Source organism: Priestia megaterium, assembly GCF_046599315.1.
Classification (GTDB): Bacteria; Bacillota; Bacilli; order Bacillales; family Bacillaceae_H; genus Priestia; species Priestia megaterium_F.
Window position 1 is genome coordinate 102,822 of sequence record NZ_JBKIKC010000008.1, and the last position, 22,343, is coordinate 125,164.

Genomic DNA, 22,343 nt, shown 5'->3' on the forward strand with positions numbered 1-22,343 from the left:
ACGGTAGACTACCGTTCAAACTTACTTATAGGTTCAGTTTGACTTCTCAGAGAGGATATTCCCCTGCAGCTTGAACACCGGCTTTCAGCTATCACCGGCTCTCTGGGGAACAAACTTGCAGCGTACTGGTTCTCTTCAACGAATTTGTGTGCTTTTATTAGTAGCTATTGTATGCGTTTTGGAAGGGAATGTCAATGTTTATGATATTTATGTATGTTTCTCCGTATAATGTAGTCGTCTATTGCCTATGAACAATGAGAGCATCGTTTTATCGATAAAATAACTGCTTACTACTATTTACTACAATATTTGCTGCCTTTTTCACGCTCTCAGGAGAGAGAAAGGCAACATACACGAAAACCCACCTCATTTAAGGTGGGTTTTATTTGCCTCTCCGACTTGAAGGATGATCTTTAAAACCAGTTAATAAACAGCGGGATGCTTTGAGGGAAATTAAATAGATTGAATGGATCATATGCTCGTTTCACTTCTCGAAGCTTTTTAAAATTCTCTCCATAGTACGCCGTTGGCCAATCTCTGATGAGTCGATCCGGCCAGTTCACATAATCTCCAGTTGTATATCTCGATAAAGCATTCCTTAATTTTTCGATCCATCGAATGTTTGGTCGCTCTTCTGAAGAATGGCTCCATGTGGCAAGGTATTCCTGTGCGATAATAGCATCTCTATAATAGAAGGCCGTTTCATTAGAGGCAACTTCCTCTACTGCTCCCCCAAGAGACTGGTGCCAAATACTAGATTTTTCATTTGGAGCATTTTCTAAAAAATGCTTCATGGTTAAAATTGCCTCTTTTGGAAAAGTTTTATTAAGAAAAGAACCTGACCTTTTTCGAGGGGCGGGTTGGTTTCCTCTCGGATCGTCAAAAAATCGCACAGCTTCAATATATGAAACTTCTTTTATTAATACTTTTTTAGGGCAACCAACATCTATTAAAGGCTGAAGAAGTTCCTTCAACTTGAATGATGAACCAACAAATTCACCTTGAGCGATAATCTGATTTGCTTCTTTCGATTTTAACTCAATCTCCGAAGTTAGGCGCTTATCGGTATTCGTGGCCCAGTGCTGCCATGCATCAAAGACAGCTTCAAAATCTTCCCATCCCCATGTAATCGAAAAGATTGACACCTTCGAGATAGGCTGCACCTTGAATGTAAGGGACGTAACAATACCAAAGTTTCCTCCCCCACCGCCACAACAAGCCCAAAAGAGATCACTGTTGTGACTTTTATTTGCCCTAATGAGTTCAACCTCTCTCTGTTCGTTTACTATTGCCATTTCAACTTCAAGCAAATTATCACAAGTAAGCCCAAACAGCCTTGATAACATCCCAATTCCTCCGCCAAGCGCAAGGCCTACAAGACCAACACTGCTTTCGGTTCCTGCAGGGATAGTCGTTCCTTTTTTCCATAATTCATTATATACTTTTCCTAGATTAGCTCCTGCTTCTATTTTTGCTGTCATACCTTTACAGTCGATCTTGATTCTATCCATTTCACTGACATCAATAACTAATCCACCGTTTACTAGTGAAAAATTTTCATAGCTATGCCTGCCGCTCCTTATTCGAAAGGGCACATGATTTTCCTTTACCCACTTCAATGCATTTAATACATCGTTTGTATTCTGACAAAATACAATTATTCTCGGGAATTTAGGCACACTTAAATTATTATTTGTTCTAGCCTGATCATATTCCGCATCATCAGGTGTAACGATTCGTCCAGTAAGCTTTGTTTTCTCCAAGATATAACCCCTTTCTTAAATAATACAGATAAGATGCTATATCCTATGAATTTTCTTCAAAAAAGACACACACTTTAAAGGGAAGAAAAAGAGAATAGAAAACTTACTGGAGGGGTTCTGGATAAGCATGCTAATTTATTTTTAATGTAGCAACTTTCGCTTTGTAGATGAGCCTGCTTCTTTGCAGTACCATAATAAGCATATCAACTATTAAATTATTACTTTTTAACCCTATATTATCTTTGATTAAGATTAACACATTTTGCTTCGAGCTTTTTTGAAGTTTTTACTTTCTGACTTTCTCATTACCCATTATAAACAGAGTATGTGCATAATAAATGCCCATACTGCCAATCAAACGTATCCTCCTCCTATCCTCGTTGTATTTTTATATACTTGATAGAGTCTTTCATCGTATGCTTACCTACATAATCCGACTCCTGAAGCATCGGTAAAAGAGATATTCATACCTCTGCAAGACCTGAAATAAACATATACAGAACGATACCTCTGATAGGATTCGAAAGGAGAAATCACCTTTGATAAAATATCGGATTATGACCTTTGATGGAGGCGGTACTTTAGGTGCTTTAAGTTTGCAACTTTTGAATAGATTGGCTCATCAAAATCCAAAGTTAATTAGTGAAACCAATGTTTTTTCAGGAAATTCGATTGGTTCATTCACTGCTCTTGCGTTAGCAAGCGGAAGATCACCAGAGGAGACGTTTCAGTTTTTCAAAGATCAAATCTTACCGGCGTTCAGCGTTTCCCGACCGGGCGGACCTGTCTTTAACCAGCAACTACCCTATTCTGGTTTTATTAAAGCCATACGAATGTTTTTCCCTCGAGACCTCCGCCTTAGAGACTTAAAAAAACGAATTGTTGTGCCTGCATTCCATTTATTTTCACCAGAGCTGAATCGTTGGAATCCTGTATTATTTCATAACTTTCCTGGTTCCCCCTATCTTAATGAAAAAGCGAGTGACGTAATCCTGCGGAGCAGCGGTGCTCCCGCGACGCAAAGAGCTTATCAAAACTACGTGGATGGGTATACAGTAGCAACTAACACCAGCACAGCTAGTATCGCATTTGCAGTAGGAAAAGCAAAACAGCCGCTGGATCAAATTGCCGTATTATCCATTGGAACAGGTGAGCAGCCAACTCAATTAAGGAGAGATACGAAGGGATGGGGAATGGTTAGTGCTGATAACGTACGCCCTGAAGATATGGAGGACCTGCCGCCAAATTGGGGAGTGCTTTTAGACCGATCGCCCAATGAGCCCTTGCTGCCGTTTCTTCAGATTATCTCAGGTGGATCGGGCTACTATGAATCAATGGTCAGCTCTGAGCTTCTAGGAAATCAGTTTTTTCGGTTAAATCCGCGGATTCCTAATTTCTCTAAAACGGATCCTTCGGTGGTGCCCGCTCTCATTTCGATTGCTAATAAAACAAATTTACGGCCTGCGTTTCATTTTATTGAGAAAAACTGGAATTAATATGACCGTACTTTAGATTAAGTTCTTGTTTCTATTAGAAGTATTTAAAATTTTATATAACAAGATCTCCACGCTGGCAGCGTAGAGGTCACCCTAACTTCAATCCCCCCTAAACGTAATAGCCGCTAGCTCCAAAAAGGAACTAGCGGTTTTTGATTATTTCTCACAGGTCATTTACTCTTCCACCGGCGTCTGTTCATCTGTTAACGTATCAATTTTAGTAATTTGAAGTTGGTCTTTGCCAGCAGCTTTCACATGATAAATTCGTTCTTTTTTAAACTGCGTGCTCGCATCGTATGAATCAGTGAACGTATATACTTCGTTTGTGTAGATATCGTAGGTTCCGTCGTCATGTGATTCTGTTTTTGTCACTAGAAACTGATCGTTGGCGAACGATACGTTTTTGCCAGCAAGTGAGGTGATATAGCTTTTCAGCTGTTTATAGACAGGCTGATTCGAGTCAATATAAGGCGCCATTGCACTAAAGTCGCCGCTGTTTAAGCTTGAAAAGTAAGCAGCTTTATAGGAGATAAAAAAGTTTTCAAGCTCTGTTTTGCTTACTTCAGCTGGTTTGGTCTCTTCATTTTTTAACGACTTGATGCTGGTCGTTTCTTTTATATCTGAGCTTGTTTCTGCTGTTTGATTGGCACGATTCATGTATACAATCGTCAGTAATAAGACAAGAACGATAGCGGCTCCTATTAAAATAGGAAAAGCACGCCGTGATGCTTGCTGCTTTTTAAGCACAGGAAAATCGGCGTATGATGGCAGTGTAACAGGTTTTATATCTAGCTTTAACTGACCTAATGGTTTTGAAACCTCCGTGCTTTTTACACTGTTAAGCGGCTGAAGTGCTAAAAATTCTTCGTATGTAACAACAAATTCGTTTACCGCTATTCCTTTATACATGCCATAAATTCGATTCCATAGTTCTCGACACGGACTCTCCTTTATATCTTCACTCAGTTCGTTAAAAAATGGTCGCGACTCTTTAATAAAAGCCGCTAACCATGTTTGATGAACGTCAACTTCATGGACTGCATTTAGATTGTTAAGCGATTGCTTTAACTTGGCGTGTTTACTTGCATCGTGTTGGCTAATCACTTCCATACTACGTTCCATTTCTTTCAGCACAGCATAAAGGCTGTCGCTCATTTTTTCTTGCAGCGCATCAAACTGACTGCGGATATCAGGCCAGTGAAGTTCGAATAATTGTTTTTGCGCAGTGGTGGCTTTTCGAATACTTTCATTTAGCTCATGCTGCTTTGTACGAAATGCGGTAGCTTTTTGTTTGGTAACAAACTTGTTTTTACTTAACTGATGCCACTCTTCCTTCAAGTTCTTGTCTTTTTCAAGTACTGTCGTTACAGCTTGTTTCACATTTTCATGTTTTTTTTGAAAGTCAACGAACGCCGGCAAATATGTATTCCAGATTTCTTTGATTTCTTTTAACGATGACGTGTTAGCGTATTTTTCTGTTAGTTGAAAAAAGTCATTTCTAAATGACCCCATATCCGCTTCAGAAAAGAGTTCTTTTCCGAAAAGCTCTGTAACACTTCTATGTATGCTTGTTAAGTGTTGGAGCTGTTTTGTATGGTCTCGACGCTTTTTTATGTACTCCGGATAATCATTTGAAAGAAACGTTAACATCGTATATTCAACGTTATTTATATTAGACTCTGTACGTTCTTTTTCTAGTTCTTCATACACTTTCTGCAGATGACGCTCTACTATTGAGAGAAATTCTTCTTGATCCATCTCGCCTACTTCTGCTTTTAGCATGTTTAAAGATTCCGTTTCTCCAATAAGCGATTTCTTTTCTTTATATAGCTGTATCCATGTTTCTAGCAGCTGTGCTGCTGATTCATTCCACTGGCTTGTATTCATCATTTGCTTCACCTGTTGTTTTTATTTTTATCCTTTTTTAACTATACAGGAATTTGACAGAAATTCTATTACAGTTTTATTACTCTTGAAAAATAAGGTTCAAGCTTTCTAGAGCCGCTTCTAACGTTTGTTTGTCTCCTTGGTCGTAGCTGTGTACCACAAGCGCTACGGTTGTAAATACAGCTTTCCATTTTGCAAGTCTGTGCGTTGCTTCATCTACTTCCCCGTATTCTTTGAAAAAACGTGCTCTTCCTTTAGGCGGTAAAAAGCTATAGGCAATTGCTAGGTCAACTGCCGGATGACCAATATGAACATCTCCCCAGTCAATGATTCCTGAAACAATATTGTTTTGATCGACAATCATGTTTCGAATATGAAGATCTCCGTGAACCAGTATGTTTTTTTCTTGATAGTGAATTTCTTGTATGCTATTTACGTAGGTTTCAACAATCTCTTGTTTAGAATAAAGATTACGCTCTTTCATTTGCTTGACATACTTTTCTAGCGCCGGCTTTCGTTTCATCCTATCAAGCCGATTTAGCTCATCAAACGGCACACCGAGCTCTTGCGCTTTTGAATAAGGATAGTGATGTAACGCGCGAAGAAATCTTGCTAGTACAGAAGCGGATTGTATGCGTTCTTCTTCTGTTAATCCCGCAGGCGGATTTCCTTGAACGTAGTGATAGCCGGTAAAAGACCAAGGATATGTTGCATTCGGTTTACCGAAAAAAATGGGCTTTGCAATGGATAGAGGTAGCTGAGAAGCAAGAGTTGGTAAAAGCTGATTTTCCGTTTTTAATAGTCCAACTGCGAGTTCTCTTCTAGGAAACCGAAAAACAAAGCGGTCGTTTACTTGATAAACCGTATTGTCAAAGCCGTACCCAAGCAGTGAAATCGCAGCGGGCGTGAGTTCTGGAAACTGCGTCTCGATTAGCGTTTTGGCAAGCGGTGCTGATACGACTTGTTCTGCATCCCATGCGTTTGGCATTGTGATCACCTTTCTTTAACGTGTAGTTTGTATGTAAAGTATACTATAAAAGCGAAAAACCTTTGACTCGTTGTCAAAGGTTTTTTCACTTTATATATATTAGACATTCACGGAGTTAAAAAACTGCGGTAAATGAGATTTATGTGCGTCTAGCATTTCATCTAGCAGCTGCTTGGCAATGGTATCAGACGGGACTAATGGATTGATTGTCATCGCCACAAGCGCTGTGTTGTAATCGCCGGTAACGGCTGCTTCGGCTGCGACGCGTTCAAAAGATTTGATTTGCTGCACAAGCCCTCGGACGGCTACAGGTAAATCGCCGACTGCAATTGGTTTTGGCCCTTCTTTTGTAATCACGCAGCTCACTTCAATAGCAGAATCATTTGGAATACTTGCAATAGCACCATTGTTAATAGTATTTACAGGCTGGATGTCTCCTTTATCGTTATAAATAGATGAAATTAAGCTGCAGGCTGCATCGCTGTAGTACGCACCTCCTCGTTTTTGAAGCTGAGGCGGTTTAATTGCAAGATTAGGATCTTTATAGAGCTCAAATAAGTCTTTTTCTAACGCCCGCACTACTTCTGCTCGCGTACCTTCGAGCTCAGCCGCATTTTGTTCTTCTTGCAGCATCTCATTTGTTTTATAGTAATAGCGGTGATAGCCGCACGGAATAATGCCTAGGCCTTTAATAAAGTCAGGATCCCACGAAATCCCTTTAATATTTCGCATAGACATTGCATTTGTTGGATCTGCCATGGCTTCAATCACTTGGTCTTTTACGCTCACTCCGTCTAAAAAGACATCTAAACCAAAAACCATATGATTTAATCCGGCAAAGCTCACCTGTACACGGCTTTCGTCTACTTCTAGCGCTTTAGCGATACCCATACGAATACCTATTGGCACATTGCATAAGCCCACTACTTTTTTATGATTGCTATAGCGTAAAATGGCTTCTGTCACCATACCAGCGGGATTCGTAAAGTTCACGAGCCACGCGTTTGGACATAGTTCTTCTATATCTTTTACAATACTTAAAATAACGGGAATTGTGCGCAGCCCTTTGAATAAGCCGCCCGGTCCATTCGTTTCTTGCCCAATTACCCCGTATTTTAACGGAATTCGTTCATCTTTCATTCTTGCGTCTAACAATCCTACACGAAATTGTGTTGTGACAAAGTCAGCATCTTTTAACGCTTTTCTTCGATCTAACGTAAGATGAATGTCAATTGGCACGCCTGCTTTTTCAACCATTCGTTTTGCCAGATTTCCGACAATCTCAAGCTTTTCCTTTCCTTCTTCCACGTCTACTAGCCAAAGCTCTCGTACAGGCAACTCTTCATAGCGCTTAATAAACCCTTCGACAAGCTCCGGCGTGTAGCTTGAGCCTCCGCCAATGGTTACAATTTTAATTCCTTTTGTCATTCCAATCCCTCCGCTATAATGAATAATTTTAAAAATACGTTATACAATACTTTGCCGCTCTTCTTTTACCGGTGAACGATTTAAAGAAGCTCCGTTTTCTTCTATAAGCTTTTGTTTGTCCCACATTTTAAAGAACGGAAAATAGACGCCAAACGATACCGCTATTAACACAATCTGCAGAACAGCTCCTGACACACTTCCTGTAATTAAGTAGCCGCTAATCACCGGCGGCATTGTAAAAGGTGTTACAATTCCTATTGGCTTTGCAACGAGGCCGATATCCATCGATACATATGTAATGATGACCGATAGAAGTGGTGCTAAAATAAACGGAATAATCATAATTGGATTTAATACGATAGGCATTCCAAAAATAACAGGTTCGTTAATGTTAAAGAAGCCTGGTCCGATGCTTAATCTACCTAACTGCTTCATTTGCTGACTTTTCGCAAACAGCACCATAGCCAGCACAAGAGAAAGCGTAGTGCCAGAGCCTCCCACAAACACAATATCGTTAAATTCATTCGTTACAATATGCTTCACTGGTTCACCAGAGGCAAGAGCGGTTGCGTTTTCCGTGGTTAGCGTAAGCCATACAGGCGTCATGACAGAACCAACAATCGTCGCACCGTGTAACCCCGTACTCCACATAAGAGTAATTAAGATAAAAATAAGAATCGTACCAACTAAGCTTGTACCAATATAAGTTAAAGGCTGCTGCAGCAAAACTGTCACGACATTATGCAAATTCCCAAAGTCTCCGACGTTCTCTACAAGCAAACGTAACATCCATATAACCATCACAGCACCAAACCCTGGTATTAACGCTGAAAAAGAACGAGCGACAGCTGGCGGAACGGTTTCGGGAAGCTTAATCACAATATTTTTTTGAATAATCATACGGTAAATTTCTGTGGCGATAACTGCTATGACCATCCCCACAAAAAGACCTTTACTTGTAAACATCGCCGTTTGGTAGGCTGTTTCGACCATAGCCGTTCCGTCTGGGTTTTCTCCAATTGTATACGAAACAAAAGGTGTTCCGACAAAGAAAGCAGCTAGAGATACCGCACCTGAAGCAAGTGCATCCACTTTATATGATTCTGCTAAGCGATAGGCAATCCCAAACGTAGCTACTAAAGCCATAATTTCAAACGTTCCTCTGTATGGATATAAAATGCTTGCTTTTAGCTTAGGATGTTCTGTTAAAAAATCGGTGTAGGCTTGAATAGGTAAATTGGCTAAAATTAAGAAAAGTGAACCGATAATAATAAGCGGCATCGTCAGGACCATACCGTCTCGTAATGCTTGAAGATGACGCTGCTGAGCAGCTTTGCCAGCAAGCGGCATAATATATGTTTCAAGTACACGATTCATTTTGCTCAATTGATTCCCTCCTATTTCGAAACTAACTGCTCAGCAGATTTTAACACTTCTTCTCCGTTACACATTCCGTAGTGAACCGGATTAATAACCTCTACTGGAATTCCTTTTTCCTCTCCTAGCTTTTTCATTTGAGGAAGCAAGTAGCGCACTTGCGGACCTAAAAGCAAAATGTCTGCATCATCAATATGATTTCTAACCGCGTCTCCTGGTACTGCCCAAATTTTGCACGCCGTTTCTTTTTCTTTTGCGCTTTTTTCCATTTTAGTTACTAACAAACTTGTAGACATCCCTGCTGCGCAGCATAGTAAAATATTCATTTACAATTCCCCCTTGATAAGTGATTGATTAACATTCATAAGTGAGGTAAGTATCTTGCTAAGATGTTTTCTTGATACCTTCACTATATATTGAAAACGCTTTCAATTAAACGTAATATTTTTCCGTTACCAAAGGAAAAATATTGTTTGAATATTCTTTAAATTTTAGAGAAAAGAGATTGTAAATCAAAACGAATTGTGGTAGATTCTTAAAAAATGATAAGCAGCTCACCCATCTAGGTAAGCTGCTTATCGTCCTTTATTATAACCCAGTAGAAATTGTCTGCTGATGTGAGATTCCTAGGTGGCGATATGAGATGGTTACTTCTTGTATACTTATGTTGTCTGCAAGAGAAAGCGCATATATCTGATCACTTTCTTTTCCTTTATGCAATCTTTCTGGATGTTCGTCAGGGCCTGTATGCGGCTGCAGCTTCACGCTTTGCAAGTTCTTAAACGTATAGCCTTTTGTTTCTTCGCTAGTAAAGTCTCCAAGAAGGAACCCTTTTTTATCATTGCTTACTTGTATTTTTACGTATTCCGGTGTTTTGTTTCCGTTTATACAGACTTGTTCTATTTGAATACCTCCTAAAGAGCTCTCATTACCTATAGAAATCAGCTGAAATTTTTTGTTCTTAGCAAAACCAGCGGCTTTAGCCTCCAACGACGCACTCATTTTTACAAATGTATAAACTCCAGCAAATATGATAATCAAGATACTAGCTATAAGAAAAATCTTTTTCAAAAAAAACACTCCTTACCTAACCTTTTCGCGAGGTACATTTTGTACGTATCGTCTTTGTTATACACAAACATCTGCAAATCTCTTACAAGTTCCTATCAACTCTTCTTTTTTAGCAAGCTGATAAACCCACTCTTCAGGAATACCATCCAGTTGATAATACATTCCTGCTAGAGTACCTGTAATAAAGCCAATGGTGTCTGTGTCTTCTCCTAAATTTACAGCAGTAAGTACAGCTTCTTCGTAATCGTCACTTTGAAGAAAAGACCAAAGCGATGCTTCTAGCGAGCTGATGACGTATCCAGTTGATTGGATTTCATTTCTCGCGGCGTGCGGCAAGCTTAGGTTTAACACTCGTTCATACGCAGAAAACTCTGCTTCATACTCCGTACCTGTTAAATGCTTTTGACAGAGATTTACCGCGTTTTCATATACTTCAAAAGGCTGGTTGCCGTCAAGAAGACGAATAAGCAGCTCCACGTATATAATGCAGCCAAGAGTAGAGCGCACATGGCGATGCGTGACGTGCGCAATTCTTTCTATTTCTTCTTTTCTTTTTTTAAAGCTAGATTCATGACGTAATGGAAACGCAAGCGGGGCAATACGCATAAGCGCTCCATTTCCGTTGTCGTACTCAGCGCCTCCTCCCCACTCTTCTTTAGGAAGCCCGCTTTTATAGCGGCGAATTGCTTCGCTTGTTGCGATGCCAATATCAAACATTTCTCCGTACGGCGTCCAGTAGCCATCCGACCAATAATTCGCAAACTTTTGCATCAAATCATATTCATCTTGTTTGTCTATTAAATTATCAATCAAGCACATCGTTAAAGACGTATCATCTGACCATGTCCCTTCAGGCTGGTTATATGTACCATAGCCTGTCATAGCCGTAATTCGAAATGAATCGCGCTTTTTAAACTCGACCGGAACGCCTAAAGCGTCTCCGACAGCTCCTCCTAGAATCGTAGAAAGGACTTTGTTATATAGCGTCATGTAATCAGCTCCTTTTTTCTTATTGTAATTGTTTGATTTTGGAATTTGCAAGAGACCTCTTGCCTAGGTGCTTTTTCTTCTTTATAAAAAGGAATTTACCAGCATTCATCTAATTTAATAAGAGGTAAAAAAACATGTGAGGTGTGGTAGATGATTCATTTTTTTGAATATAATTGGCAAGTGAGAGATGAATGGTTTAGCTGGTGTTATCAACTTTCAAGAGAAGAACTGTTGAAGGAGCGTACTGGAGGAGTGGGCAGCATTTTACAAACTCTTTTCCATATTGTTGATGTGGAATACAGCTGGATACGCGCCATCCAAGGTAAACAAGATATCGTGCTTTCTTTTGAAGAACACAATACGCTTGAAAAGCTTCAAGCGCTCTCTTCTGCACATAGACCTGAAATTGCCGACTTTCTAAGTCATTTGAATTTTTCTAACAAAAGATACGTAACAGTACCTTGGGATTTTACTTCTTACACAGAAGCCGACATCTTGCATCACATCATCATTCATGAAATCCATCACATCGGCCAGCTTTCTATTTGGGCAAGAGACGTGAATAAACAGCCTATTTCTTCTCACTATGCAGGAAGAAACATAAAAGACATTTCTTCGTACTTCTCTAAAAACAATTGACCAGCAAGAACAAACGTTCCATAGTTGTTTTTGTAAATATATGGAGGTGAAGGCGATGAGACCTGAACTTACGAAGAGCTTATCTATCAATAACTTTAAGAATTTTTACTGGCTAAAAACCGATCTGCAGCAATTTTGCCGAGAAAACCACATGAGCCCGTCCGGATCTAAAATGGAACTTTCAAAAAGAATTGAAGTTTTTTTAACAACCGGTGACATTCAACAATCAAAAGCACCGCCTAAAAGACGCTCGTCCTCTAAAACGCAAGCTCCGCTAACGTTAGATACCGTCATTAATGAAAATCATCGATGCAGTCAAGAAGTACGCACATTTTTTAAAGAAGCCATTCATTCTACGTTTCATTTCTCAACATATATTCAAAACTATTTTAAAGAAAATACAGGAAAACCTATCGAGACGTGGTAAAGGCTTGGTATGAGGAAGAAGAGCGAAAAAAGCAGCCTTCCTATCAAAAAGAAATTGCGCCTCAGTTTGAGTACAACCGCTTTATCCGTGACTTTTTTAACGATCCGAAAAACAAAGGAAAAAGCCGTGATGATACGATTACAGCGTGGAAACACTTAAAACTTCAGCCTAGAAGCAATCAATACCGCTCTTAAACTAAACCTACATATAAACGCCATTAACACACCACCTTAAGAAAAGGTGGTGTGTTTGCACGCCTGTAGATTTCTTCACATACACATATTTGCTGTTTGTTACGGCAACATGTATTTAAAATCTTTAACTATAAACAGACTCTTTTTTAATTAAACCAAGCGTCTGTGATGTAGAAGCATGAATTTCGTTAAAAAAGTCTGGATGATCAACTAGTGACATGCCATAAGAAGGAATCATTTCTTTTATTTTTGGCTCCCACTTGTTCATGTTTTGCGGGAAGCATTTTTCCAATACTTCAAGCATGACGTGAACGGCCGTTGACGCACCCGGAGAAGCTCCAAGAAGTGCGGCAACAGAACCATCAGCGGCACTTACAACTTCTGTACCAAACTGAAGCGTTCCTTTTCCGCCAGCTTCCGTGTCTTTGATTACTTGCACACGTTGACCTGCTACGACGATATCCCAGTCTTCGCTTTTAGCGTTCGGAATAAACTCACGCAGTTCTTCTACACGTTTTTCATTTGATAACAGCACTTGCTGAATCAAGTATTTCGTTAACGCCATTTCTTTGACGCCTGCTGCTAGCATTGTTAAAATATTATTCGGCTTTACAGAACTGATTAAATCCAAGTTGGAACCTGTTTTTAAGAACTTAGGCGAAAAGCCGGCAAACGGACCAAACAACAGTGTCTTTTTGTTATCAATATAGCGTGTATCAAGATGTGGAACCGACATTGGCGGAGCTCCGACTTTGGCTTTTCCATATACTTTCCCGTGATGCTGCGCAATCACTTCAGGGTTATTGCATACCATAAATAATCCGCTTACCGGGAATCCTCCAATATGCTTGGATTCCGGAATACCTGTTTTTTGAAGTAAAGGCAAGCTTCCGCCTCCGCCTCCTATAAAGATGAACTTTGCCGTGTGGTATTCAACTTTGCCGCTGTCTACATCGGCGACTTTTACTTCCCACATACCGTCCTTGCGTTTGATATCTTTTACACTTCGTTTGTAATGAACTTGAACCCCTTTATTCTTCAGATGGTCAAACAACATGCGTGTTAAAGCGCCGAAGTTTACGTCTGTTCCCGAATCAATTTTAGTTGCAGCAATCGGTTCTTTTGAAGTACGCCCCTTCATAATTAACGGAATCCATTCTTTTAGTTTTTCAGGACTATCGGAATACTCCATTCCTTGAAACAACGGATTGTTTGACAGCGCTTCAAAACGCTTTTTCAGAAACGATACATTTTTTTCCCCTTGTACCAAACTCATATGCGGAATTGGCATGATAAAATCTTGCGGATTGCGAATCAACTTACTGCTTACAAGATAAGACCAAAACTGTCTTGACAGCTGAAACTGCTCGTTAATTCGGATCGCTTTCGTTATATCTATAGATCCATCAGCTTTTTCTGATGTATAGTTTAGTTCGCACAGCGCAGAATGGCCCGTCCCTGCATTATTCCATTCATTTGAGCTTTCTTCCCCTGCGTCTGCGAGTTTTTCAAATACTTTAATGTCCCATTCAGGTGCTAACTCTTTGAGTAATGATCCCAAAGTTGCGCTCATGACTCCGGCACCAATTAAGATAACGTCTGTTTTTTTCTGTACGTTGCTCATTATAACCTTCCTCATCCCCTATATTTGTAAAAAGATGTAGGCGCTCCTGCTTACGTAGTAAAAAAATTCAGGTGCGACCTAAGAACACACCTTTTTCTGTCTCACTTATAACTATATCACAGTATAATTGTCTGATGATTATAAACTATTCAAAAATGATAAAAAAGTGAGGAAATCGCCCACAAATTCTAAAAAACTTATTAAATTCCGTCTGTATTTTCTTTTATCAGTAAACTGTTATACCTACTTTTAAGTGTCAAAACAAGAATCGGCAAAATGACAAACTATTCCAAAAATTCAGCTTAAAAACCAAAATAACTTGCTTGAAAATTTCACCTACTATAACTATACTCACTTGAAAGAACAAACAGCACTATAACTAGAAATACCTTCATTCTTTTTGACTAGTTATACTTAAATGTGTTCATATATGTATAGAGCACCAGCTAGTCCAGGTGCATATTTGGAAAAATATAAGTCTATATTACAACGGCTGATTTTCAGCCCATATTGCAGGTTACAATATCTATGTCATATAACATACCATGAAATAAGTGAATAAGTAAATCATTATTCAGAAATTTATGTTATAAAACCTAACATATATATTGACTTTTACATAGGTATATTTATTGATAATGAGCAGCACTTCACATGTTTCTTTCATTTTACTTCAAAGTTATTGAATTGAATTGAATCGTTTAGTTTATGCACCTTGAATGTTGCCGTGTTCAAACAAAACAAGCCACGCTTAGCAAGTGACTTGTTTTATTTCTTATTGAGCCGGTTGAATATCATCTTGTGTAAACGTCCAAAGAATAGTAATAAAAAAATCTTTACAAGATTAAAATTGCATAAGCTCCAGATAAATTCATTTCAGCTATAAAAATATTCTCAGGCAGTATAAACATCGTGAGCTCTCGATTCTCAAACTAATTATTTTCAAATTATCTCACACAAATATCAGCTGATTTAATATAAATTCAACTAAAAACCTTGAGAGGTATTTAGCCTATCAAGATTTTCATCACAATAATTCTATTTTGTTTTAACAGCTTCTTTTATTTGTTCAATTACTTCATAGAGCCACTGCAATGGTTCCAAACCAAGCGCGGGAAAATACAAACCATCTGCAAAAGATTGAATATATTCGTTCTTTTCGATATCTGAGTACTCACTTTGAATAAAATCCGTTAAAAAGGCAATAGCAGCTTCCAAATAATCTTTACTTTCCTCTCTTAATAATTCTTCTAATGCCTCTTCTGGGGACTCAAAATCCTGATGAAAAGTCCCAGCTAAGAACTGAAAAACAAGTTCTTCTAGTTTGTTAGAAGACAACATAAAATCTCACCTTTCAGTATTAATTTGGATAACCCGTTAGAATGCACTTCCCTTCTCTATCCTTTTTCAAGACAATTCTAGCATTTGTCATATTCTCAACGGTCGTAGAACCTCTTTTTACACCACGTCCAATGACTTCGGTTCCTCTACGATTTGAGTCCAGTAGGCTCAATCAATAATACGAAACTATAAAAAAATCATACTAAGGATTTCATCACAAAATAACTGTTTCAAATGCATCACCTAACAGGGAATCAAAATTTTCAAATGACTGAATTAAAGTTCCTGAGGGTTTATCGAGTTCCACGTATAAACTCTCTTTTAAATCATAAAAGTACCATGCTGTATCAGAATCCCCCAAAAATATATATTGCTTTTGCCAACCATTTTCATACCAAAGCTCGTTTGCTTCAATAAAACCATAAATGTCTTCATCTACTTCTTTATCAAGTAAAGCTTTATCAACACCATATATTACCAAACCATTAAAGTCTAATCCATTTACTTTTTTCAAAAATTCAATATATGGCTCGGGTAATGCCATACTCCCTAATTTCTCCTGAATATTATGATTCAATTCCATAATCTCTCTATCTGATGCTGGACTTCTAAGTGAACTTCCGTATTTTTCTTCAACCTTTTCTATTTCCCTCAACAAATCTTTCCACTCGGGCATATCTACTCTTCCCCTCTTTTAGAAGGTTTTAGGGGATAAACATCATCCTCAAACATTGGCCAATCTATAGTTTTACTTTGTTTTGGTGCCAATCCTCTTGTTAAAGAGTTTTGTTCATTAGTAACCGCTTTATGATAAATTCTTTATTAATACTAAGTTAGTAAAAGCATCTGTACCACCATCATCTAAAGGTAAATTGTGATGCACTTGCCATCCTTTAGGATTAAATCCATCTTTCATTTTAGCAATATCATCTTCACCCAGACTAGCTTCTCTATGATATTTAACTCTTACAGAGTCGTTAGCAAATTCTTTAAGGAAATTCTTCCTAATAAAACTATTAAATTTCTTTCTAAGCTTAGCTGTTTCTTCGGGAAGTCTTTTAGTATAAATGATTTCTTCTACCTTTACACCATTTAAATGAATTTTCTCTCCTTTTAACGTTCCTATAAAGTAATCATCTTTTTCACCATTTCCTCTACCCTTAACCACTGCCCTTTGATCATTAATCTCCTCAACATCCCTCTTGCTCTTACCACCAGGCTCTTCCACTTTCCTCAATGCTTTCGACTGAACTTTTGAAACATTCTCCATCATATACAAAGTTAACCCCTTTAACGCTTCACCGAAGGTCTGTCGAGGTAACGCCTCTCCTACTCCTGACAGTTGAGGTTGAGGGCATAAAGTCGGTATCTCGGCATCTAGTAAAGGTTGAAGCTTCTTTTGAATAGGTTTATACACCTTTTCCGACCAATTGCTTGTGTGCTTACGATATTTCGCATATCATTTAATGTTTTGTTTTACTTGCATATACACGTGGAACTTCTGTTATTTTTGGAACAGCATTTACGGAACCTGGGGGGTTCGCTCCCCTAACTAGCAAACAAAATATAATTCTATAACTGAACTGCACCCCGATTGCATTCTTTCTAAATTTTTCATTCCTTTAACTTCATCAACTAGATTAATGTCAATATCGCTTCTCTGATACACCCTTCTACTTATATCTCTGACTCTACCATTAACTTTTGCCATTCCTTTATAATCAACAGGTGTATATATTTTATCTCCATTAACTCCTTGATTTACACTATTAAATGTAATCTTAGGTATACTATCTCCCTTAAATGTACCTCTTCCATTTTAACAATAGAAAAGAACCAATAGCGATAATGCTATTGACTCCCTTTAGTAAGACATGTTTCCAAATAAGCTCTCGAGAAACTTTCAATATAATAGTTGGCTTTCAATTACCTCGACCGCTTTCTAGTTTAACATGCCCATCATTTACTTTAGCCATTTCACTTTATTCTTTAAAAATCTTTTTCCTTTGCTCATAGAATCTAGCAAAATAGCGCATACTATCTTAATTCAAATTTAGGTTGCTTCTTTAACCACTTCCATAATATCATGAAAATCTCGTGATAATTTTTCATTTTCATCATCTTTATACATGAAATATCCTTCCAACCCTCTATGAATAATAGCAAACATAGTAGGGTGGAAATCTTTATCTGTGGAATTAATAAGAAACTGGCTAAATTGAACAGCAGACTCTAAAGAATAACTTAGGTTTTCGTTTGCAACCTGAATCATAGCACTTTGTATGTCAACAGGTTTACTATTTTTTTCATGTCCTAAGCCATTAAACATTCCAAAAAGGTATGCGCCCAAGATTTGCTTTTCTTGTTCATCATTGCTGTCTATTTTAAAAACCTTATCTATAGTAGTATTTGTAATATTCATACATTATTTAAATAAATTGTTGTTTTCTTCCAAAAACTTCACTCCCTATCATATAACTTTTATATTTGATTGAAGCGCCGTGATTTTTGCTTCAATTGTGGCAATGGCATCAGTCAGCTGACGGGTCAGCAAATCATCGTATTCTTCTAACATAGTTGTACGGATGTCTTCAAATCCAACAGCAAGACTGCCTGACCAAGTGGCGGAAGTGAGCTCTGGTTCTTTAACTTTTTCCTTTGCACGTTCAAGCTCTCCCTTGACTTCAGTTAACGTATTTTTACTAGCCGTAAGCTGCTGGATCTCTTCATGTGCCTGCTTCAACTTGAGTATACAGATGAGCATCAAACATCTCATTCATATGATGACACTTCCTTTATATCCATCTCTTGGTTCTTCTAACTATAATTCCCTTTTATAACATATCAAATAAAGAAAGAAGGCGCATCGGCACGTTTAATTGTATTTTTTTGGTAATAATGTAGGTTTTTAGTTCAACACCTACTCTTCATGATAAAATAACCAAAACTGTCTTACCATTGACAATTCATCAAGGTTTTTGGACTGCTCGACTTGTTATTCTCACGTTAATAAAAGGCCTTTTTACACAATTTTTTTGTTAAAACGCCTTCATTCTTTCTATTTCCAAATATTTAAACATGCGCTAGTATATACATAATATAAAGGGGAGGTTGAGTATGAGAGAAAAGCTCGTAAGACTCGGTTATTTACTTGGGTTGGCTCTTGTTTTGTCCGGTATTCTGTATTTCTTTGCATCGAACTGGCAAGGCTTTGACCGCTATACTAAAATTGCGCTGAGCGTGGGACTGATGCTGCTGTTTTACGGAAGTGCGTTTGCGGTGCGAAAGCTGATTCCTCAGCAGGCGTTTCTCAGTCACTGGACGCTTTTGGCTGGCGCTCTTTCATTTGGATTAAGCATCGCGCTTCTTTCTCAAATTTACAACACGCACGCTGAATCGTACTGGCTGTTTTTAATTTGGCTTGTGCCGGTTATTCTGTTTAGCCTCTTTACAAAATATCAGCCGTTTTACGTGTTATCGTTTATTTTATTTCAATTAACCATGGCATTTTTTGTTTCACCAACAAGCGCAGTTTCACAGCGAGGTGAACATGAGACGCTTTTACTTTACGGAGGAATGGCGTTTGTGAACTTGATCATTTTTTGGATTATAAAAAAGAAACACCTCTCGTCTCCTGTGGTGATGTATGCAGCGTTTGGTTTGTTTCACTACATTTTTTTAACTCTGTCCCTGCCGGATTTTACAGGCAGCTCTAGCTTACGGATTGGCCTTATTATTTTTTATTTGCTGTTTTTACTGAGCTCCTTCTTTTATTTTTCAAAAGTGGAGTCGCAAAAGTCGTTTCTAGGCATTTCCATCGTGGCATTTGCTTTATTTGTACTTGAACAGTTTTTCTCTTTTATTTTTAAACACTACGCTGAATGGTCGCTGTTTTTAGCTTTAGGGTTCGTGATTTTGTTTATTGGTGCAAGCGTTTTGTTTGTTAAATGGCTCACCGCCCACACTTCAGCACAAAAAACTTCGCTGCGCGTGATCAAACGAATAGCGGTAATTGGTATTACTGCCATTGCATCGGTGATCGGCAGCAGCTCTTTAGGAGGACTTGTTACTCTTATTACAGGAACGTACCCAACAAACGGAATGCTTGTGATTGGTGTTTTGTTGATTGTGGCATGTTATTTGATTAAAGCAGATATTCCGACGGTAAAATATACGCTTTTAATGATGGGCGTATTGATTAGCAGCGCTGCTTCTTTTTTTGTGCACGACATCCTATTTTTTATCTACGTTATCGCACTTGTGGCGCTTTTAGTGTTCACCAAGCATACGCCCATTCGACTGCTGTTTTTTGTGCTAGTGCAAGGGCTTCTGTTAATAAAGGTTCCAGTTACTTACTATGACACTATCAAAATAGATTATGTGCTGCTCGCTTTGTTTCTATTAAATGCCGTTGTGTACGCGATAAACGTACACCACGTGTTTAAAAAAGCAGCGCTGCTTCTTGCTTTTATCTTTTTACTGTCGCTGACTGAATTAAGCGAACCGTCTTTCTTAAATATTATTTACTGCATGGTGTTTTTTGTGATTTCAACTTTCTTTTTGTTTTTGACGGTACGAAAAGAGCCAAAATATGATTTTATTGTCAGCATGATTTTCTGGTTTGTTTTTTTAGCTATGAAATATTACGACTTTGTGTGGGATTTATTTAATAAATCGCTTGTGCTCATTATTTTAGGTCTTATCTTTCTTTTCCTAAGCAAGCAATGGGACGCGTCAACGCCTAATCAGCCGCAGCCATCGTTTCTTGACCGCAGTCGAACCGCTGTATGGGTCATCATTCTTGTTCAGCTCATTATTCTTGGCGGAATTTTCACTAAAAACGAAGTGCTTCTTCAAAATGGAAAAGAAATTAAGCTCGCTTTACAGCCGATTGATCCGCGCTCACTGCTGCAAGGCGATTATGTTGAGCTGAATTACGACATTGCGCACGTTAAATTACCTCATGTAAAAGACGGCGAAAAAGTGAAACTCGTTCTCCGCCCGAACAAACAAGGCGTGTATGAATACGCAAAAATCTATCAAGCAGATGATGACTGGAATAAGCCGTACACTTCTAAAGAGAAAGACGTTGTCATTACGGGCAGCTATCATGACTGGGGAATTCATTACGGAATTGAGCACTACTTCATTCCAGAAGGAACCGGCAGCAAAGTGGAAAGCGAAGCTCATTTTGCCACTGTACGAGTTAGAAAAAACGGAGATGCGATTGTTACAAAAGTAGGTAAATAAAAAAGCAGCCGCTTCAACATTGAAGCGGCTGCTTTTTATTTTAATTGATAAATACGCCGATTATCATCGTTATGATGAAGATAACAAAGAAAATAATCATTACGTAGCCAATCCATTTTATTCTTTTTGGTGTTACTTTTACATGAATATCCGTTATTTTTCCTTCAATACGCTTTTGATGTTCAGTAACATCATTGTATTCCTTGTTAGGCGAAGTGATATTATCCTTCCTTTCTATTCAGTCGTTTTCTCTCTTCTAACAGCTCTTCATATCTTTTTTCAAGCACCTGCTTTTCTTTTCCTTCTGGCGTGATAGAAAGCTCGCTAATAACTTTTGTTAATTCTAATTGAAGCGCAAGTTTCTCTGCTTCATTTTGCTGCTGTGACGCTTTTTTGCTTTTTCCCGTATCTTCAATCGCCGCTAGCTCTGCTTTAGACTCTTTTAACGTCATCACATGCGTAGCCAGCTTTTTAACAAAGTAACGGTCATGCGTCACAAATAAAATCGTCCCTGGATAAGCTTTTAACACTTCTTGCAGCGCTTCTTTCGTATGAAGATCAAGATAGTTGGTCGGTTCATCTAAAAGAAGAACGTTATAGTTTCCTAAAAAGATTTTTGCTAATGCCGTTTTTACTCGTTCTCCTCCGCTTAGCATCTCTACTTTTTTATACACGTCTTCACGTTTGAACAGTAGACGTGATAGTACCGTACGAATAAACTGCTCGGTGTATGGACTGTCTTCTTTGATGTTTTCTAAAATGCTTTTAGCGGGATCTAGATTTTCAAGACGCTGATGAAAAAAGCCGAGTTTTACAGGCTTCGCAACCGTGATGCCTTCTGCCTGCTGCTCAATCATATTCAGCAGCGTAGATTTTCCGGCACCGTTTTGACCGACAATCGCTACTTTCGCGCCTGGCTTCACACCGCCTTTTAGACCTTGAAACAAGATATGGTCACCAGCTGATGCCGAGACTTTGTCAAAAGTCAGTACTTGCTTGCTGTGCACTTGATGAAGCTGCGATAGGTCAAAATGAATCTCTTCCATTTCTTTTGGCCTTTCTTTTTTCTCGAGCTTTTCAATTCTTGTTTCAATGGCTTTTGCGCTTCTGTCTAGCTTGGCTTTTTGTTTCCCAACCGCTCGCTTGTGAAGTCTCGCTTCAGAGTTTCCCATGCGGCTCGGCGCTTTTTTAAGCGACTTTGATTTCTGGCTTTTTTCTTCAGACGCCAGTTCAAGCCGCTGTTTTTCTTTTACATACTGCTCATACTCAAACTGCTGTCTTTCAACTGCATGTTTTTTTTGCGTCACATACTCTTGGTAATTGCCTTCATAGCAGTGAATTTTGCCGTCTTCTACTTCCCAAATAGACGTACAGAGGCGGTTTAACAATTCTCGATCATGTGAAATCAGCAGCAGACTGCCTGTAAAAGCTTTCATTTCTTCTTCAAATTTTTCTACGCCTTTTACATCTAAATGGCTGGTCGGCTCATCCGCTGCAAGCAATTCTGCGCCGGATGAAAGAGCAGCTGCAATTTTCTTTCTTGTTTCTTCTCCTCCGCTAAGAAAGTCCGCTTCATTTGGCACGTTCCACTGACTTTTCATCTCAGGGGACACTGCTGCCGTAGTTTGAACGTCGAGCTGCGGAATCAGGGAGGAACGGCCATATGTTTGAACAATTCCTTGATCCGGACTCATTTTTTTCATTAAAATATGAAGCAAGGTCGATTTGCCTTCTCCGTTTTTCCCAACAATTCCAATTCGCTCTCCGCGATGTACTTGAAGCTTTTCTGCTTGAAACAGCAGGCGGTCTCCATAGCTTTTTTCGATATTTATAGCTTCTAACAATAACATAAAAAAACCTCCCTAGGC

General features: G+C 38.7%; 18 protein-coding genes, 2 pseudogenes and 1 other annotated feature (1 of these 21 only partly in view). Of the genes and pseudogenes, 4 read left to right on the forward strand and 16 right to left on the reverse strand.

The genetic code is table 11. The annotated features are described in order from the left end of the window. Nucleotides 1–148, reverse strand: a binding site (T-box leader); it reaches 95 nt to the left of the window's first position. 265 nt (nucleotides 149–413) lie between these two features. Further along, nucleotides 414–1,763: an FAD-binding oxidoreductase gene (locus tag ACLHDF_RS21035; RefSeq protein ID WP_413920579.1), complete on the reverse strand. Its 1,350-nt coding sequence runs from the start codon at nucleotides 1,761–1,763 to the stop codon at nucleotides 414–416. A 539-nt stretch (nucleotides 1,764–2,302) separates the two neighbouring features. Here ACLHDF_RS21035 and ACLHDF_RS21040 point away from each other — a divergent pair. Beyond that, on the forward strand, nucleotides 2,303–3,259 hold the full coding sequence (locus ACLHDF_RS21040) for a patatin-like phospholipase family protein (protein WP_413920580.1): 957 nt from the start codon (nucleotides 2,303–2,305) through the stop codon (nucleotides 3,257–3,259). Between the two features lie 174 nt (nucleotides 3,260–3,433). On the opposite strand, the gene ACLHDF_RS21045 is transcribed toward ACLHDF_RS21040, so the two are convergent. The 7 genes from ACLHDF_RS21045 to ACLHDF_RS21075 all read right to left on the reverse strand — a co-directional run bounded on the left by ACLHDF_RS21045 (nucleotide 3,434) and on the right by ACLHDF_RS21075 (nucleotide 11,000). Continuing rightward, entirely contained in the window at nucleotides 3,434–5,149 is a 1,716-nt protein-coding gene (locus ACLHDF_RS21045; RefSeq protein WP_413920581.1) for a TcaA NTF2-like domain-containing protein, read from the reverse strand. A gap of 76 nt (nucleotides 5,150–5,225) precedes the next feature. Then, the gene (locus ACLHDF_RS21050) at nucleotides 5,226–6,134 is read right to left on the reverse strand and encodes a phosphotransferase (RefSeq protein ID WP_413920582.1); all 909 of its coding nucleotides are present in this window, start codon (nucleotides 6,132–6,134) and stop codon (nucleotides 5,226–5,228) included. A 99-nt stretch (nucleotides 6,135–6,233) separates the two neighbouring features. Next, nucleotides 6,234–7,562, reverse strand: coding sequence for a 6-phospho-beta-glucosidase (locus ACLHDF_RS21055; RefSeq protein ID WP_413920583.1), 1,329 nt, complete (start codon nucleotides 7,560–7,562; stop codon nucleotides 6,234–6,236). A gap of 39 nt (nucleotides 7,563–7,601) precedes the next feature. Continuing rightward, complete coding sequence (celB, locus tag ACLHDF_RS21060) at nucleotides 7,602–8,948, reverse strand: PTS cellobiose transporter subunit IIC (protein ID WP_413920584.1); 1,347 nt, start codon at nucleotides 8,946–8,948, stop codon at nucleotides 7,602–7,604. A gap of 11 nt (nucleotides 8,949–8,959) precedes the next feature. Next, the gene (locus ACLHDF_RS21065) at nucleotides 8,960–9,265 is read right to left on the reverse strand and encodes a PTS sugar transporter subunit IIB (protein WP_116071691.1); all 306 of its coding nucleotides are present in this window, start codon (nucleotides 9,263–9,265) and stop codon (nucleotides 8,960–8,962) included. Nucleotides 9,266–9,527: 262 nt separating this feature from the next. Continuing rightward, nucleotides 9,528–10,010 carry a hypothetical protein gene (locus ACLHDF_RS21070; protein ID WP_413920585.1) on the reverse strand — a complete coding sequence of 161 codons (483 nt, stop codon included), beginning with the start codon at nucleotides 10,008–10,010 and terminating at the stop codon, nucleotides 9,528–9,530. Nucleotides 10,011–10,067: 57 nt separating this feature from the next. Then, complete coding sequence (locus ACLHDF_RS21075; protein WP_413920586.1) at nucleotides 10,068–11,000, reverse strand: ADP-ribosylglycohydrolase family protein; 933 nt, start codon at nucleotides 10,998–11,000, stop codon at nucleotides 10,068–10,070. Nucleotides 11,001–11,150: 150 nt separating this feature from the next. On the opposite strand from ACLHDF_RS21075, the gene ACLHDF_RS21080 reads away from it, so the two are divergent. Next, nucleotides 11,151–11,639 (forward strand): DinB family protein, encoded by a 489-nt coding sequence (locus tag ACLHDF_RS21080; RefSeq protein ID WP_413920587.1) that lies wholly within the window; start codon nucleotides 11,151–11,153, stop codon nucleotides 11,637–11,639. 55 nt (nucleotides 11,640–11,694) lie between these two features. Beyond that, nucleotides 11,695–12,260: pseudogene (locus tag ACLHDF_RS21085) on the forward strand (DUF6434 domain-containing protein). A 124-nt stretch (nucleotides 12,261–12,384) separates the two neighbouring features. Here the strand turns inward: ACLHDF_RS21085 and mqo are convergent. The 7 genes and pseudogenes from mqo to ACLHDF_RS21120 form a co-directional block, all read right to left on the reverse strand. Beyond that, a complete protein-coding gene (gene mqo / locus ACLHDF_RS21090) occupies nucleotides 12,385–13,884 on the reverse strand; it encodes a malate dehydrogenase (quinone) (RefSeq protein ID WP_413920588.1) in 1,500 nt (499 codons plus the stop codon). A gap of 1,038 nt (nucleotides 13,885–14,922) precedes the next feature. Next, nucleotides 14,923–15,225 (reverse strand): contact-dependent growth inhibition system immunity protein, encoded by a 303-nt coding sequence (locus ACLHDF_RS21095; RefSeq protein ID WP_413920589.1) that lies wholly within the window; start codon nucleotides 15,223–15,225, stop codon nucleotides 14,923–14,925. Nucleotides 15,226–15,244: 19 nt separating this feature from the next. Continuing rightward, nucleotides 15,245–15,370 (reverse strand): annotated as a pseudogene (locus ACLHDF_RS21100) (RNase A-like domain-containing protein); the annotation flags it as partial. Nucleotides 15,371–15,439: 69 nt separating this feature from the next. After that, nucleotides 15,440–15,901: a YrhA family protein gene (locus tag ACLHDF_RS21105; RefSeq protein WP_413920590.1), complete on the reverse strand. Its 462-nt coding sequence runs from the start codon at nucleotides 15,899–15,901 to the stop codon at nucleotides 15,440–15,442. 129 nt (nucleotides 15,902–16,030) lie between these two features. After that, entirely contained in the window at nucleotides 16,031–16,498 is a 468-nt protein-coding gene (locus ACLHDF_RS21110; protein ID WP_413920591.1) for an HNH endonuclease, read from the reverse strand. Nucleotides 16,499–17,278: 780 nt separating this feature from the next. After that, nucleotides 17,279–17,647, reverse strand: a complete 369-nt coding sequence (imm48, locus tag ACLHDF_RS21115) for an Imm48 family immunity protein (RefSeq protein ID WP_413920592.1) — start codon at nucleotides 17,645–17,647, stop codon at nucleotides 17,279–17,281. A 48-nt stretch (nucleotides 17,648–17,695) separates the two neighbouring features. After that, nucleotides 17,696–17,989: a YwqH-like family protein gene (locus ACLHDF_RS21120; protein WP_413920593.1), complete on the reverse strand. Its 294-nt coding sequence runs from the start codon at nucleotides 17,987–17,989 to the stop codon at nucleotides 17,696–17,698. A 353-nt stretch (nucleotides 17,990–18,342) separates the two neighbouring features. On the opposite strand from ACLHDF_RS21120, the gene ACLHDF_RS21125 reads away from it, so the two are divergent. Further along, nucleotides 18,343–20,475, forward strand: coding sequence for a GDYXXLXY domain-containing protein (locus ACLHDF_RS21125; protein WP_413920594.1), 2,133 nt, complete (start codon nucleotides 18,343–18,345; stop codon nucleotides 20,473–20,475). 221 nt (nucleotides 20,476–20,696) lie between these two features. Here ACLHDF_RS21125 and abc-f read toward each other — a convergent pair whose 3' ends face one another. Continuing rightward, nucleotides 20,697–22,325, reverse strand: coding sequence for a ribosomal protection-like ABC-F family protein (gene abc-f, locus ACLHDF_RS21130; protein ID WP_413920595.1), 1,629 nt, complete (start codon nucleotides 22,323–22,325; stop codon nucleotides 20,697–20,699). Nucleotides 22,326–22,343: the final 18 nt, after the last annotated feature.

Excerpts from the sequence above, each read along its gene's own strand:
- ACLHDF_RS21095 (WP_413920589.1), bottom strand. The coding sequence starts at position 15,225 with ATGTTGTCTTCTAACAAACTAGAAGAACTTGTTTTTCAGTTCTTAGCT.
- ACLHDF_RS21120 (WP_413920593.1), bottom strand. The coding sequence starts at position 17,989 with ATGCTCATCTGTATACTCAAGTTGAAGCAGGCACATGAAGAGATCCAG.
- ACLHDF_RS21080 (WP_413920587.1), top strand. The coding sequence starts at position 11,151 with ATGATTCATTTTTTTGAATATAATTGGCAAGTGAGAGATGAATGGTTT.
- ACLHDF_RS21065 (WP_116071691.1), bottom strand. The coding sequence starts at position 9,265 with ATGAATATTTTACTATGCTGCGCAGCAGGGATGTCTACAAGTTTGTTA.
- ACLHDF_RS21075 (WP_413920586.1), bottom strand. The coding sequence starts at position 11,000 with ATGACGCTATATAACAAAGTCCTTTCTACGATTCTAGGAGGAGCTGTC.
- ACLHDF_RS21125 (WP_413920594.1), top strand. The coding sequence starts at position 18,343 with ATGAGAGAAAAGCTCGTAAGACTCGGTTATTTACTTGGGTTGGCTCTT.
- imm48 (WP_413920592.1), bottom strand. The coding sequence starts at position 17,647 with ATGAATATTACAAATACTACTATAGATAAGGTTTTTAAAATAGACAGC.
- ACLHDF_RS21110 (WP_413920591.1), bottom strand. The coding sequence starts at position 16,498 with ATGATGGAGAATGTTTCAAAAGTTCAGTCGAAAGCATTGAGGAAAGTG.
- ACLHDF_RS21105 (WP_413920590.1), bottom strand. The coding sequence starts at position 15,901 with ATGCCCGAGTGGAAAGATTTGTTGAGGGAAATAGAAAAGGTTGAAGAA.
- mqo (WP_413920588.1), bottom strand. The coding sequence starts at position 13,884 with ATGAGCAACGTACAGAAAAAAACAGACGTTATCTTAATTGGTGCCGGA.
- ACLHDF_RS21050 (WP_413920582.1), bottom strand. The coding sequence starts at position 6,134 with ATGCCAAACGCATGGGATGCAGAACAAGTCGTATCAGCACCGCTTGCC.
- ACLHDF_RS21055 (WP_413920583.1), bottom strand. The coding sequence starts at position 7,562 with ATGACAAAAGGAATTAAAATTGTAACCATTGGCGGAGGCTCAAGCTAC.
- ACLHDF_RS21045 (WP_413920581.1), bottom strand. The coding sequence starts at position 5,149 with ATGATGAATACAAGCCAGTGGAATGAATCAGCAGCACAGCTGCTAGAA.
- abc-f (WP_413920595.1), bottom strand. The coding sequence starts at position 22,325 with ATGTTATTGTTAGAAGCTATAAATATCGAAAAAAGCTATGGAGACCGC.